Below are 13,350 nucleotides of genomic sequence, written 5' to 3'. Positions count from 1 at the left end.
ACATGACTGTAGTTTTGATATTGGTAGTGCTAGTAATAATTTTTCTATTAACAATTTTTTTCCAGGGAGGTTCACCCACAATTAGCAAAGATTTTACTAATTCAAGAGACACTATTCAGCAACTGTCGGACGGTGAGAAGAAAGAAATTACGGCACTGTTAAGGCAAGGCAAGAAAATTGAGGCGATCAAAATCTGCCGCTCCCTCACTGGTTGTGGTCTCAAGGAAGCCAAAGACATGATGGAAAGATTGGAACGGGAAACCTGAATTGACCCTTTTCTCTGCATTATTTTCATCAACTCCGACCCTATAGAACTTCGCTCCACCATTTTTTCTTGGATGTAACCATAGGAGTCGCCGCATTGAAAGAAAATAAATTATCAAAATATTGTTAATGGGTCTGGGTCGATACCTCGAACTCAAAAGCAGTCAGTCAAATTCCCCATTCAACGAGCTAAAAACGAAATTAAAGACAGGGAATGATTAAAGAAATTAATGTGATCGATTAACAGAAAAAATTAGTGCCTAAATGTCGGTGAAAAATTTTTGTCAGTCAGAGTAAGGCTTTCCCGCATCATCACCGTCATAATCGGCGATCGCCAAGGGAGATGTTCAGATTGAGCATTTTTTTTCAAAAGCCCTTGCTAAAACAGACCACATATGCAGGGTGCCCCCAATTTTGACCAATCAGCGACTTCAAACCCCATTTTTTCCTCGGGGTTGCTAGGTTGGCCCGCCGTTTTGGGCAAGCTTGTATAGGCAGATACTGTTAATCAGGTCAACTTTTTGTTACATTTGTTTACAATAGAAAGGTAACCGCCTTGGAGGGCAACAGCTATGAAACCTGAATCCTTCGACCTCACCATTGAGCAGATGTTTGAGTTCCGCCGTATGCAGGACGCCGCCGCCGACATCAGCCAGGAGCAAGCCCTGGAACTTTTGGTGCAGGCTTCCCGACTGTTGATGATCAAATCCAACGTCATCCGGGACTTAATGCGCCAAGCTCCACTGGAGCCCCTCGGTTAAGCACAGCCAAGCACAAAATTTAGCTTGCTTTCTTAGCCATTATTCACAATTTTTGACCGCCCCATTCTTTCAGGAGTGCGATCGCCATGATCAACAACGAAGCCTTTAACCTATCCTTAGAGCAGAAATTTCAACTGCAGTGTTTGCAACAGGAATATCAAGAACTAGACCGGGAGCAGACCGTTAACTATTTACTGGAAACCATGCAACAAATCATGGTGCGGGATAACCTGATCCGGGATTTGATGAAAAACTCCCTCCTCCCCTAGCCTGACTCTGGTTTTAGGCATCAAGTAGGGCCGCAACGGAAACCTTCGATGAAATCAAACAATCTGACCACCTTGCTTGACCAGCCACAGAGGAGTTTCAAAATCGACGGTGACTGTCAACAATTATCGAAAATCAACAACCCCCACTCCTCACCGTTGACCGTATGTTGTTAAACATTGTCACTACATTGACTTTCGCTTTTTTGCTTTCCTAGCAGGCGGCCTGCATCTGGCGATGGCGCTGGGCTACCTGCCAACACTCTGTCACCAAATTATGCCAGGGGACCAGGACACTAAACTCAACTCCCACCTGCTCCCCGGTGGCTTGGAACATTAATTTAGTACACCTCACTTCATCCCGCGCCCGTCTTACCCGGTCAAGCAAGTCTTGCTGTTGTTCTGGGGTGAAAAAAGCCAAACGCTGGCTTTCTAATAGCTGGCAGGAGCGGCTAAACCAGTGCTCAAAATCCTCCAATAGGGGCTCTAAGATGGTTTTGAGTAGTTCCTTTTCGTCCGGTTGGGGATTGATCATAGTGATGAAATGGGCTTTGGTTAAATAAAGTTTTCTGAGAATATCCTTTACATTTGTTTATATTTTAACCAAAATTGCTGAAATTATGCCAGGGGAGGGCTACTCCACAGCAACAAGGCGATCGCCAACTCACTGCCCCAGAGCATTAGAGTAAAGAGTAGTAGCAATAAGTACATCCATGGTTGGGAGAGGGGGCGCACATCTTGGGTATTAATGCCCGTATGGTCGCTCACCAGTTGGGTCAACCGATTAAAGCCCGCCACCCGCATGGGCAAAAGATAGGCCTTATCCTGGGCTGGGGTGAGGAAATAGTAAACTAAGCCTCCCTGGCCTGTGGTGCGACATTTCAACGCAGTGACATCGGACCAAGATAATTGCCAACCCGATCGGAAAAATTTGGGTACCCAGCGGGGATAACGCACCGCAATTTCCTGCTGATTGAGTACCACTTCCTCGGCTAAGGCCGCCACCAGAGCGATTAGCCCCACCATTAGCCCAACGGTTAACAGCAGGGTAAGGACAGTATTACCTTGGGTGAGCTGGGCCAAAATGGGCAGCGGGACCGTCAGGGCCAGGTAGAGATTGACCAGGGTAATTTTAATCAGGGGCGAAAGGGGAAATATTTCCTGGCGATCGCCGCTTAGGGCATTAACAGAGGAGGTGGACGCAGATGGTTGGGAAAAAGCAGATGACATAAAAAGCTAAGGTCAAGAATGGTATGCTCTAGGCGAGGCAACAGCTAGGGTTAATAGTCGACAATGGCCACGCAACAAACAATTTTGGTCACTGGAGGGGCAGGTTACATTGGCTCCCATGGGGTGCTGGCCTTACAACAGGCAGGCTTTGACGTTCTTATCTACGATAACCTCAGCTACGGTCACAGGGAGCTAGTGCAATCCCTCGGAGTGGAATTGGTGGTTGGTCACACTGGCGATCGGCAAAAACTAGACCAACTTTTTGCTACGAGGGACATTGCCGCTGTCATGCACTTTGCTGCCTTCATCGCCGTGGGGGAATCGGTGCAAAAGCCTGACATTTACTACCAAAACAATGTAGTGGGTACCCTCACCCTCTTGGAAGCCATGCTAGCGGCGGATATTAAAAAATTTGTCTTTTCCTCCACCTGTGCGGTCTATGGCATGCCGAAGGAAATTCCGATGACAGAAAGCCATCCCATCGATCCCCTTAGTCCCTATGCCGCCAGTAAACGCATGGTGGAACAGATCTTGGCCGACTTTGACCAAGCCTACGGCTTAAAATCAGTCATCTTCCGTTATTTCAATGCTTCCGGGGCGGACCCCCAGGGACGTTTGGGGGAAGACCATAACCCCGAAACCCACCTTATCCCCCTAGCCCTCTTAACTGCCTTGAAAAAACGTCCCCAACTGGCCATTTTCGGTACCGATTACGACACCCCCGACGGCACTGCCCTCAGAGACTACATCCATGTCTGTGACTTGGCGATCGCCCATGCATTAGGCTTGCAATATTTACTAGAAGGAGGGGAAAGCAATATCTTTAACCTCGGTAACGGTAATGGCTTTTCCGTACGGCAAGTGATCGAAGTTGCTAAAACGGTCACCGGACTAGATATTCCCTATCAACTATGTCCCCGCCGCCCCGGTGATGCCCCCATCCTAGTGGGAAGTAGTGCAAAGGCTAAACATGTCCTGGGCTGGAATCCCCAATACCCCGATTTACACACCATTATCGACCACGCCTGGCGGTGGCATCAAAAGCGTCATGGAGATTAAAAGAAAAAGCAATGGGGATAGTGATGTCTAAAAAATTGAAATTTTCAATTATTAGTTCATGTAGTGGGAACAAAAAAATAAATGCTAAAAGTTCTTAAGGTTGAGTGATTTTCAGAATAAATATCATTAAAAAAGAGAGCAGAAGTGGAAATATCGATCTTTACTAAGTCTGGGAGCCAATCGTTTAGCTTTACTCGATAAAATACTCACCAGGCGAAAATTTCAAGATTCTTCCAACGGCAAATATAAGGGCAAGACTTTTGATTGAATACACATCCGAAAAAGTTTGCCGTCAAAGACTTCTAGAGATTCAGTTGAAAGTTTCCTGACTAGACTAATAAAAAACTGATAGTAATTGTTTACGCAGTCACCATGGCGATCGCCTTGTCCCATGTTTATAAATTGCTTATAAATTAGGTACACAGTCCTGTCCTGTCACACCAGTAAAAAATTTTCGCGCTACCATTGAGGGCAACAAAATTGGACTTGGGCAGTCTAGATCTGCCAATCCCTTTGGGAAAAGTTCTTATTTTGGCCAAGACCCATCTCTTTGGGGAACTTTGGCATTGTTGTTGTTGCCGCGAGGCGAAATTTTTGTTATGCATTATACCTTTGACATTTTGGGGGTAACGCCGGTTTTCACCTTTTTTAACTATCAACAAGAGGTGGAAAATAATCCCCGTCGCAGTATGGCCTACCTAGGCAGTCCCGAATGCACTTTGGACGGCCTGATCCAAGCCACGGAATTAATTCCCGAAAAGCCCGATTGGGACTGGGACGCAGTGGTTAAAACCATGGTTAACTTTTGGCTACACCATGAACCCCATATCCAAACCTGGCGACGGGAAATGGCTAGTTTTACTGAGGCGACTCTGCTGGTGGCCCGGGTTGCCAATACCCAAGTGCTCCGCCAAGAATTTGAAGCTCTGCTTTAGCAACTAGGATAATGTTTGAAACGGGTTGCCCATTTTCTAATATTTTCCATTGAGCTGGGTGAGTCCATTCGCCGTAACATTCTGATGACTTTGATTTTGTCAACAATCAGACAAAGCTAAGGTTTGTCTTCTCCAGTGTTGCAAGAGTTCAGAGAACAAATTTAGGAACTTTAATTTCCTCAACCTATTTTTTTGTTGTTACTTTGAGTTTGATAAAACCCATTTGCCAATCCATGGTCACTAGGGACGGGGTCCGCTTAGACAGTGATCTCTACTATCCCAAGTCTGGCGGGCCATGGCCTGCTCTGTTGATGCGGCAACCCTACGGCCGCCGTTTGGCTTCTACCCTTGTGTATGGCCATCCCCATTGGTACGCTTCCCAGGGTTACTTAGTTGTCATCCAGGATGTGCGGGGTCGGGGCAGTTCCCAGGGAGAGTTTGACCTGTTCGCCCACGAAGTAGAAGACGGCGAAGATTGCCTTAATTGGGTTTCCCAGTTGTCCCAATGTGATGGCTCTGTGGCCATGTATGGCTTTTCCTACCAGGGCATGACCCAACTTTATGCTGCGGCCAATCATCACCCTTGTCTGAAAACAATTTGCCCGGCCATGGTCGCCTGGGATTTGTACCGGGATTGGGGCTATGAGAATGGAGCTTTTTGCCTACAAAATAACCTTGGCTGGGCCCTACAGTTGGCGGCGGACTCGGCTAAACGTCGGGGAGATGGAAACAGCTTTCAGCAATTAATGGGCTTAGCTCGAAACTACGATTTTTGTGATCCTGTCCCAGCTATTCCCGATCGCCTGGGGAAGTTGGCAGCGGATTCCTTTTACCACCAATGGATTAGTCAACCTCCGGAGTCGGATTATTGGCAACGGCGATCGCCGGATAAACGGTGGCAAATAAGAGTAAAATCTGACATTCCAGTGTTGCAAATTGGCGGTTGGTTTGATCCCCATCTGCGGGGCAATTTGCGTTTATATGGGGCGCTGGAAAGATGTGATATTAAGCAAAAAATGGTGGTGGGGCCCTGGGGCCATTTTCCCTGGGGAAGTCGAGCCGGGGGGCAAAATTATGGTGAATCCGCCATCAGTGCGGTGGATCAGTTGCAGTTGGCTTGGTTTGATCATTTTCTTAAGGGGCAAGAACCCCGCTTTAATCTGGCCAAGTTAGAGTTATTTGACCTGGGCACTAAACAATGGCGATATTTAGCTGACTGGCCTGCGACGCCCCAAAGTTGGTTTTTGCAATGTTCCGGTTTAGGCACCACCCAGGGCAGTACTTTGACCCCTACGGCCCCCAATGAAAAATTAACCACCGGCATTACCGATGTATGGGTCCACGATCCCTGGCGACCCGTACCCAGTTGGGGGGGGCACAGCGGTTATCCCCAAGGGGTAAAGGAAAGAGGCCCAGTGGATGATCGCAGTGATGTGGTTACCTACACGTCTGAGCCCTTAAAGGAGAGGGTAACTATCTGCGGCACGCCCCAAATTTTACTCACGGCGGCATCCGATCGCCCTAGTTTTGATGTGGCGCTGATTTTGTCTCAGGTTAGCGATAGCGGGGAAGTGTGGGCCCTCAGCCATGGTTATTGTACTAGTTTGGAAGAAGAAGCCACGTTGACAATTTTTCTCCAGGCAATATGTGCAACTCTGTCCGTTGGCGATCGCCTGCGTATCAGTTTAGCGGGGGCAAGTTTTCCCGCCTATGGAGTAAATCCTGGCACTGGTCAGGAGGCAGTTTTGGCAAATTTAGTTGATCAACAAATTATTACCCTGGCTTTGGTTACCAATGGAACAACTCAAAATCATTTGCAGTTGCCCATTCTCCTAGGGGAGTGAAAAACAGGTTTTGACTATCTAATGGCGATCGCCTGGCGGGTCTGTTTCCTCTACCACTCCAAGGCCGCCGCCACCGTGGGGAAATGCTCCATAAAAATTTTCCGGGCCGCCAAGGCAATTTCCCGGTGTTCCTTTTGGGTAGCCTGGTCACAACGGACACTGAAGTAGTGGATCCAACTACGCACAGAGCCCTTCATATACAAACGGGTAACAGTATTGAGGGGCAAAATAGAACGGGCACATTCTTTGGCAATGCCCTTGGCCAAGGCCTCTTCATAGAGTTGATAACTCTTATCCCACACGTCAGCCTGGGCTTGGTTGAACCATTGCTTGGTGTTTTCATCAAAATCATCGAGGGAATTTTGACGGTTTTTCACATCCTGGCGGCGGGCTTCATAGCACTCATAGTCAGTAGCGCAGGAGTACCTAAGACTAAACTCCTGAAAGCAGAACGATCGATGTCGCAAAATTTGGGGGGCGATCGCCCTGGTGGTAGTAATTTCCAGGGTCATATCCACCATTTCAAAAATGCTCCAATGGCCTTCCCGGATGCAAAATTGCAACAGCTTAGTGTAGTTGGGGTTTTCCTGGTTAGGACTAGAAACCCTAGCGCAATAGGCAATTAGTCCCTCGGGGGAAAGGGGCTCCCCGTCAATGACAATTTCGGGTTTGGTGAGGGAAATGAAACGAACATCCATGGTTAAAAAAGGGCCACTATGGGGAGGAGGTTTACCGTTGGTCTTGGTCAAGGCAGGACAAAAGGAGCATTGCCCCCACAAAAAAATTCCCCAGCTATGGCCAACGGGGGACAACTTGGGGATATCAGCTTAGTTGTGGTCAAATGATTTTTTTTAAGCGACCAGGTAAAATGACAAGCCCCAGGGGCGATCGCCAGTTTATTTAAAACCAACCGCCGCTTGCCAAACAAAGGCCAAAGCCAGAAAGAAGAGGGGAATGATTGGCAGAACGTCCACCAGGGGGTCAAAAATCTGATAGGCTTCCGGCAATTTAGCGAGCAAATAAATTGTTTCCATTATTTGAGTTTCCTGACTGACAAAGAATAAAATCTTAATTTACGGTAAATCTTATCATGATGGCCCCTTCCCCCATTAGCCGTTTTGGCGAAATTTATGAAGCGGCGATCGCCTGACAGAGAGAGGTATTCTCGGAACCGTAAAGGTTCTGCATTCTATGGGCCAAACAACGGGTAAGTTTTTGGGAGCTAGCCTTGATGGTGCTGGGGTCGTAGTCCTTGGCGGCGATGCCCTGGCCAAAATTAATTTCCACCGCCGTTCCTTTGCCTGGGTAAGGGTCACTATAGGCGATGGTCACCGGAATAACTTTGATGTCAGTGTCGGGATTTTGCTTACAAACTTCCATGGCAATGCGCCCAACGCCCCGTTTGAGGGGATGGACGGTGTGTTGATCCCGAAAAATGCCCCCTTCAGGAAAAATCACCAACATTTCCCCTGCTTGGAGTAGATGCACACTGTAGCTCAAACTGCTGATTTCTGGTCTTTTCACATCGATGGGAAATCCCCCTAGATGGCGAATAAACCATCCCTGTAGGCCCTGTACTTCCGTTACCGCCACCATAAAACGCAGATCTCGGCCCGTTACGTTCCGGCCAGCTGCTAGGGAGAGCAAAATGGCATCCCAACGGGAACGATGGGTAGGGGCTAGAATGATCGGACCACTGGTGGGTAAATTCTCCTGACCATGGATGGCGATCGGTCCAAAATACCAATGCAAAAACTTAGTGCCCAGGGGATAAATCAATTTGATCAACCAGGGGGAAACCTGGGAAGGGCCAATGACAGCCGGGTCGATCGCCAAGGGAGAATGGGTCATGGTTGCAAAAGAATTTAGTTTTTTCCTCTGACGGGCAATTAACATAGTGGTACTAAATTGCTTAACGCAGGGGTTGGTCTCTATTTCCAAGTTAAATTAACTATTCTGGTTTGGGGACGAGCCATGGGACAGTTAAATAACAGTTAAACAACGAAATTTTTCCCACCATGTTGGGGGCTGAACCTTTCAGCTACAGTAGTTAGATAGTTACCTTGGGGACCATACTTGCCCTGTGCCCCGGCCCATTGCTAGAAATAATCATGATTAGCCTCGATCAAGTCAAACAACAAATCCAAGCCGCCCTACCCGATGCCGAAGTGATGGTCAATGACCTGGGGGGAGGGGATCACCTGGAAGCGGTGGTGGTGTCCGCCGCCTTTACTGGCCAATCCCGGGTTAAACAACATCAAATGGTTTATGGTGCCCTCAAGGATGCTTTGGCTTCGGAAGCAATCCATGCCCTGGCGCTGAAAACCTTTACTCCAGAAGCCTGGACCGTGGCCCGGCAGACTGCCTAGGTTTTTCCCCTCCCTCGAAAATTGACTCTATAAATTTGAATTGAGGGGTAAAATGGCAATATTTAAACAACATTGAAGTTGTTAAACTCGCACCCATCCCCCATTTGTCCTTGAAGAGGAGTTATCTAATGAATCCGGAAACGAAAGCAAGAATTGATCAGTTGGTCACCACCAATAAGGTGATGGTCTTTATGAAGGGCACCAAGCTGATGCCCCAATGTGGTTTTTCCAACAATGTGGTGCAAATTCTCAATATGTTGGGCATTCCATTTGAAACTTTAGATGTGTTGGCCGATGCGGAAATTCGTCAAGGTATTAAGGAATATTCCAATTGGCCCACCATCCCCCAGGTTTACGTCAATGGTGAGTTTGTGGGTGGCTCCGACATTCTGATTGAACTCTATCAAAATGGTGAGTTGCAGGAAATGTTGGAAGTGGCCTTGGCTTCCTAAGGCTCAATGTCTGATGTGCACCCTTGGCGATCGCCGTGGGGGGAAGCTCTCATTTATGGGGGGCTTCTTTTGCCCCTGCCGTTGGCCCATAAGATGGCGGAGACGGTGGGATATAATCGGACAGGCTTTAGCTGGGGCTTTGTTTGTTTGCACCTCAGCAATTTTGCCGCTTGCTCAACTACAACTTTTGTTTAATCACTTAGAAATCAATTCCCATGGCACAAGGTAAAGGCAAAGGCTTCGGATTCGGCCTCGGTAAAATCAAGGAATTACAGGAAGCTTTCCAAAAAGCCCAACAGGTTCAAGAAGGGGCCAAAGTACTCCAGGAAGAACTGGAAAGAATGGAAATTCCTGGCAAAAGTGCCGATGGATTGGTGACGGTGTTGATGAGTGGCAACCAAGAACCCCTCAGTATTGAAATTGATCCCAGTGCCCTCGAAAAAGGCGTGGAAGGGCTATCGGCATCCATCACCGAAGCGATGAAAGCAGCCTATGCTGAGTCCACGGAAACCATGCGCTCTAAAATGGAAGAGTTAACCAGCGGTTTGAATCTACCCGGTATGTAGATTTGCCGCCCTTGCCCCCAATCGGAGAGGGATCTGTGACTCGTATTCTTAAGCTCTCGCACCTTACCCCCCCCCAATTAAACCAAATCAAACGTCGCTCGGAACAAAACATTGACCAAGCACTGGCGATCGCCAAGGACGTTATTGAGCAGGTGAGGACGGAGGGAGATGCGGGGGTTTTGCATTACAGCCGTCAGTTTGACTTTGCCGGAGCCACTGCGGACAATTTGCGGGTTAGTGAAGCGGAATTTGCCGAAGCGGAAAAGTTGGTGGACCCCCAATTACGTCGGGCGGTGGAACATGCTTTTCGCAACATTGAAAAAGTCCACGCTGGGCAAATGCCCCCCCCCATGCACCTAGCGGAGATTGAACCGGGGGTATTTGCGGGGGAAAAAATTACGCCTCTCCCCACGGTGGGTTTGTATGTGCCCAGGGGTAAGGGGGCTTTCCCTTCTATGATGCTGATGCTGGCGGTGCCGGCCAGGGTGGCGGGGGTGAAAAAAATTGTGGTCTGTACCCCTCCAGATCAAGAAGGTAAAGTGGAGCCGGTTTCTTTGGTTACTGCCCGCATGGCCGGAGTGGATGAAGTGTATAAATTGGGCGGTGTGCAGGCCCTAGCGGCGATCGCCTACGGCACGAAAACGGTCAGCAAGGTAGATAAGCTCATTGGCCCCTGTAGCGTCTACGGTGCGGCGGCCAAAAGATTACTATCCGGCATTGTCGATGTGGGTTTACCGGCAGGGCCCAGCGAGTCCATTGTTTTAGCTGATGAAACCACTGACCCCAGGCTGGCGGCATTGGATTTGTTGATCGAAGCGGAACACGGCTCCGATTCGGCGGCGTTGTTAGTGACCCACTGTGAAAACTTTGCGGAAAAGGCGCTGGGCTATTTAGGGGAATACCTGGAAAAACTCCCTCCCTGGCGGAAAAAGTTTTGCGAAGATGGTTTAGGCTCCTATGGCGGCATTTTGCTCACTGACAGTTTGCAAGCTTCCTTGGATTTCATTAACGATTATGCTCCGGAACATTTGCAGGTGTTGACGGCGGACCCCCTCAAGTTGGTGGGCAAAATCGACAATGCCGGGGAAATTTTGCTGGGTAATTACACTCCTTCTTCGGCAGCGACCTATGCCATTGGGGTCAATGCAGTGCTGCCCACGGGGGGCTTTGCCCGTTCCTATTCGGCGGTGTCAGTGTTCGATTTCCTCAAGCGTTCTACCCTAGCCTATTTAACGGCTGAAGGTTTTGCTGGGGTGAAGGAAACGGTCACTACCCTAGCGGATTACGAGGATTTTCCAGCCCATGCCCTGGCCATACGGGAACGGCAAAATTTGCTTTAGTTTAGAGTTATTTACTGTCTCTGTGTAAGTCTTGAAAAAATCAACCGAGCTTTGATGTTTTGGTTGATATCAATCACTCTCACCGTTGGCGGATGTGAATCTGGTGATAAGTAGCCTACTTTCGTTAGTTGTGTTTGACGCCGGAAGTTACGAAGAATCAAAACAAGCATCCCCAGCCCCCAATATCAAAGTCAGAAAAAGGATACTGACAAGTGCTGCCCTATTTCCTAGCGCCCCATGGTCAGTCGGGAGGCTAAAATTGGATTAGCCCGGTCTATTTTCTGGTTAGATTTGTGGCTAGGATGTTCTATCCGCTGTCCATTCTTGCAAGGATTTTTTTATGAAAGGTAAACCCGCCGTCCTCACCCAACTCCATAAGCTACTGCGTGGAGAGCTGGCCGCTAGGGATCAATATTTCATCCATTCCCGTATGTACCAGGATTGGGGTTTGGAAAAGCTTTATGACCGGATTAATCACGAAATGCAGGATGAAACGGCCCATGCCAGCCTGTTAATTGAGCGTATTCTCTTTTTGGAAGAAACCCCAGACCTTTCCCAACAGGATCCAATCCGGGTGGGGAAAACGGTACCGGAAATGTTGCAATACGACCTGGACTATGAATACCAAGTCATTGCCAACCTCAAGGAAGCAATGGCGGTGTGTGAACAGGAGCAGGACTACCAAAGCCGGGATCTGTTGCTGAAAATCCTAGCAGACACTGAAGAAGACCATGCCTACTGGTTGGAAAAACAGTTGGGGCTGATTGAAAAAATTGGTCTCCAAAATTATTTGCAATCCCAAATGGGCTAGGTTTGCTTGCTTGTAAGCAACGATAGCCCCATCGATCTCCCTATTTCAAGGCTTAGGGGTTTTAGGGGGGCGGTTTAGGGCCGGTTTTCCATAGCTAAAATCTACTCCACTAAAACTCTCTGTCAAGATCGGCTGGACAAAAAATTAGGGTCGGCCCCATTCCAGCCAGCGAATTGCCAGTTTTTCCCCCTGTTGGTGAACGATAACCGATACAGCTTCGAGAAAATCTTCCCCTTCAAGGGAAACATACACCCAGGCTAAATCATTAGCTTCCATGGGGGGATACTGCCACTCCGTGAGGAGGCACTCTGCCATGGCGATCGCCCTGTGGATGGGGCCAGAACCATAGTCAATCATGGCTTCCACCTCGGCCTGTAGAGTGGAGGGGGAGTGCATTTGTTGGAGTGCAGAGCACAGCAGCCCGTGCGCGGCATCATAATCACCCTGGGCGAGGTAATCCCCAAATCGTTGGGCAAGGCCAATGGCTGGGTTAGGCATTTGAAAGTAGCTTAATGATTTTTATCGAGTGAAGTCTCCCAACATTTTCACTTCCGGCTCCAATAAAATGCCATGGTGTTTTTCCACTTCCCCTTGCACATGGAAAATGAGGTTGAACACATCCTGGGCTTTAGCGTTGTCGATATTAACGATGAAGTTGGCATGACGTTGGGATACTTCCGCCCCACCAATGCGGTAGCCTTTTAGTCCCAATTCTTCAATTAGGCGGGCAGAGTAGAGGGGAGTGGGATTGCGGAACACACTGCCACAGTTGGGTTTGTCGTAGGGCTGAGTACTTTTGCGCTGATGAAGATTGCGGGTGGTGCGGGCCATAACTTCTTCCCTGGTAAATCCCGGCTTCAACTGAAAGGTGGCATCCACCACTAGGCGTCCGCCCAAATGTTTTTGTAAATTGGAAGTGCGATAACTGAAGCCTAGCTGTTCATTACTCAAAATTTCTAAACCGCCGTCGGATCTCATTACTGTAGCTTCCACCAATGTTTCCGCTGTGCATTGATTGTGGGCACCGGCATTCATCACCACTGCGCCCCCCACCGTACCAGGAATGCCCACGGCCCACTCCAGCCCCTGCCAACCTCTTTTTGCGGCCTGCCAACCCACTTTGGCGATCGGTTCCCCCGCGGCCACGGTAATCAAACCCTGTTCTTCATCAAACTTGCTTTGCCGCAGATAACGGGTACTAACTACTAACCCGGTAATGCCTTGGTCACTGATCAACAGGTTGGAGCCAGCTCCTAAAAAAGTCAGTGGTAAGTCCTGACCTTGAAACCATGCCAACACGGCACCTAAGTCCTCCAGGGAACGGGGAGCCGCATACCACTCCGCTTTACCTCCCACCCGATAGGTGGTGAATTCCGCCAGATTGGTGTGGGGTTGAATGATGGTCGCTGTCCCCGCCAAGGCGATCGCCGGTGGTTCTATGGGGGTGGGACGG

At 48.8% G+C, this 13,350-nt stretch carries 19 protein-coding genes; 12 read left to right on the top strand and 7 right to left on the bottom strand.

Annotated elements, in window-relative coordinates:
• Window positions 1–2 precede the first annotated feature (2 nt).
• The 3 genes from IQ217_RS13200 to IQ217_RS13190 all read left to right on the top strand — a co-directional run bounded on the left by IQ217_RS13200 (window position 3) and on the right by IQ217_RS13190 (window position 1,294).
• Window positions 3–266: a ribosomal protein bL12 gene (locus IQ217_RS13200; RefSeq protein WP_228017159.1), complete on the top strand. Its 264-nt coding sequence runs from the start codon at window positions 3–5 to the stop codon at window positions 264–266.
• A gap of 570 nt (window positions 267–836) precedes the next feature.
• Window positions 837–1,025 (top strand): NblA/ycf18 family protein, encoded by a 189-nt coding sequence (locus tag IQ217_RS13195; protein ID WP_190598033.1) that lies wholly within the window; start codon window positions 837–839, stop codon window positions 1,023–1,025.
• Window positions 1,026–1,111: 86 nt separating this feature from the next.
• Window positions 1,112–1,294, top strand: a complete 183-nt coding sequence (locus IQ217_RS13190) for an NblA/ycf18 family protein (RefSeq protein WP_010872581.1) — start codon at window positions 1,112–1,114, stop codon at window positions 1,292–1,294.
• Window positions 1,295–1,505: 211 nt separating this feature from the next.
• Here the strand turns inward: IQ217_RS13190 and IQ217_RS13185 are convergent, their stop codons facing one another.
• Both IQ217_RS13185 and IQ217_RS13180 read right to left on the bottom strand, forming a co-directional pair.
• Entirely contained in the window at window positions 1,506–1,826 is a 321-nt protein-coding gene (locus IQ217_RS13185) for a DUF2605 domain-containing protein (protein ID WP_190598034.1), read from the bottom strand.
• 83 nt (window positions 1,827–1,909) lie between these two features.
• A complete protein-coding gene (locus IQ217_RS13180; protein ID WP_194020290.1) occupies window positions 1,910–2,521 on the bottom strand; it encodes a hypothetical protein in 612 nt (203 codons plus the stop codon).
• 63 nt (window positions 2,522–2,584) lie between these two features.
• On the opposite strand from IQ217_RS13180, the gene galE reads away from it, so the two are divergent.
• The 3 genes from galE to IQ217_RS13165 all read left to right on the top strand — a co-directional run bounded on the left by galE (window position 2,585) and on the right by IQ217_RS13165 (window position 6,359).
• Window positions 2,585–3,580, top strand: coding sequence for a UDP-glucose 4-epimerase GalE (gene galE, locus IQ217_RS13175; protein ID WP_194020289.1), 996 nt, complete (start codon window positions 2,585–2,587; stop codon window positions 3,578–3,580).
• 599 nt (window positions 3,581–4,179) lie between these two features.
• Window positions 4,180–4,515: a hypothetical protein gene (locus IQ217_RS13170; RefSeq protein ID WP_194020288.1), complete on the top strand. Its 336-nt coding sequence runs from the start codon at window positions 4,180–4,182 to the stop codon at window positions 4,513–4,515.
• A 203-nt stretch (window positions 4,516–4,718) separates the two neighbouring features.
• Window positions 4,719–6,359: a CocE/NonD family hydrolase gene (locus IQ217_RS13165; RefSeq protein ID WP_228024107.1), complete on the top strand. Its 1,641-nt coding sequence runs from the start codon at window positions 4,719–4,721 to the stop codon at window positions 6,357–6,359.
• A gap of 50 nt (window positions 6,360–6,409) precedes the next feature.
• On the opposite strand, the gene thyX is transcribed toward IQ217_RS13165, so the two are convergent.
• The 3 genes from thyX to IQ217_RS13150 form a co-directional block, all read right to left on the bottom strand.
• Window positions 6,410–7,057, bottom strand: a complete 648-nt coding sequence (gene thyX / locus IQ217_RS13160; protein WP_194020309.1) for an FAD-dependent thymidylate synthase — start codon at window positions 7,055–7,057, stop codon at window positions 6,410–6,412.
• A 198-nt stretch (window positions 7,058–7,255) separates the two neighbouring features.
• Window positions 7,256–7,393 carry a photosystem II reaction center protein K gene (locus tag IQ217_RS13155; protein ID WP_028948731.1) on the bottom strand — a complete coding sequence of 46 codons (138 nt, stop codon included), beginning with the start codon at window positions 7,391–7,393 and terminating at the stop codon, window positions 7,256–7,258.
• Window positions 7,394–7,487: 94 nt separating this feature from the next.
• Entirely contained in the window at window positions 7,488–8,210 is a 723-nt protein-coding gene (locus IQ217_RS13150) for a lysophospholipid acyltransferase family protein (RefSeq protein WP_194020287.1), read from the bottom strand.
• Window positions 8,211–8,470: 260 nt separating this feature from the next.
• Here IQ217_RS13150 and IQ217_RS13145 point away from each other — a divergent pair, with 260 nt between their 5' ends.
• From IQ217_RS13145 to bfr, 6 genes are all read left to right on the top strand, one after another.
• Window positions 8,471–8,728, top strand: coding sequence for a BolA family protein (locus IQ217_RS13145; protein WP_190598040.1), 258 nt, complete (start codon window positions 8,471–8,473; stop codon window positions 8,726–8,728).
• 128 nt (window positions 8,729–8,856) lie between these two features.
• Window positions 8,857–9,180: a Grx4 family monothiol glutaredoxin gene (grxD, locus tag IQ217_RS13140; RefSeq protein WP_190598041.1), complete on the top strand. Its 324-nt coding sequence runs from the start codon at window positions 8,857–8,859 to the stop codon at window positions 9,178–9,180.
• Window positions 9,181–9,186: 6 nt separating this feature from the next.
• Complete coding sequence (locus IQ217_RS13135; RefSeq protein WP_190598042.1) at window positions 9,187–9,375, top strand: hypothetical protein; 189 nt, start codon at window positions 9,187–9,189, stop codon at window positions 9,373–9,375.
• A 20-nt stretch (window positions 9,376–9,395) separates the two neighbouring features.
• Complete coding sequence (locus tag IQ217_RS13130; protein WP_190598043.1) at window positions 9,396–9,746, top strand: YbaB/EbfC family nucleoid-associated protein; 351 nt, start codon at window positions 9,396–9,398, stop codon at window positions 9,744–9,746.
• A gap of 35 nt (window positions 9,747–9,781) precedes the next feature.
• Complete coding sequence (gene hisD, locus IQ217_RS13125) at window positions 9,782–11,086, top strand: histidinol dehydrogenase (protein WP_194020286.1); 1,305 nt, start codon at window positions 9,782–9,784, stop codon at window positions 11,084–11,086.
• A gap of 340 nt (window positions 11,087–11,426) precedes the next feature.
• Complete coding sequence (gene bfr, locus IQ217_RS13120; protein ID WP_190598045.1) at window positions 11,427–11,897, top strand: bacterioferritin; 471 nt, start codon at window positions 11,427–11,429, stop codon at window positions 11,895–11,897.
• Between the two features lie 144 nt (window positions 11,898–12,041).
• On the opposite strand, the gene IQ217_RS13115 is transcribed toward bfr, so the two are convergent.
• Together IQ217_RS13115 and murB are read right to left on the bottom strand one after the other, a co-directional pair.
• Window positions 12,042–12,395 (bottom strand): hypothetical protein, encoded by a 354-nt coding sequence (locus IQ217_RS13115; protein ID WP_194020285.1) that lies wholly within the window; start codon window positions 12,393–12,395, stop codon window positions 12,042–12,044.
• Window positions 12,396–12,416: 21 nt separating this feature from the next.
• The coding region (murB, locus tag IQ217_RS13110) for a UDP-N-acetylmuramate dehydrogenase (protein ID WP_228025761.1) at window positions 12,417–13,350 on the bottom strand (934 nt) is incomplete at its 5' end.

The sequence above is a fragment of the Synechocystis salina LEGE 00031 genome, from assembly GCF_015207985.1.
Classification (GTDB): domain Bacteria; phylum Cyanobacteriota; class Cyanobacteriia; order Cyanobacteriales; family Microcystaceae; genus Synechocystis; species Synechocystis salina.
Note: the sequence above shows the minus strand (reverse complement) of the source record. Positions and strands in the feature narration are given on the sequence as shown.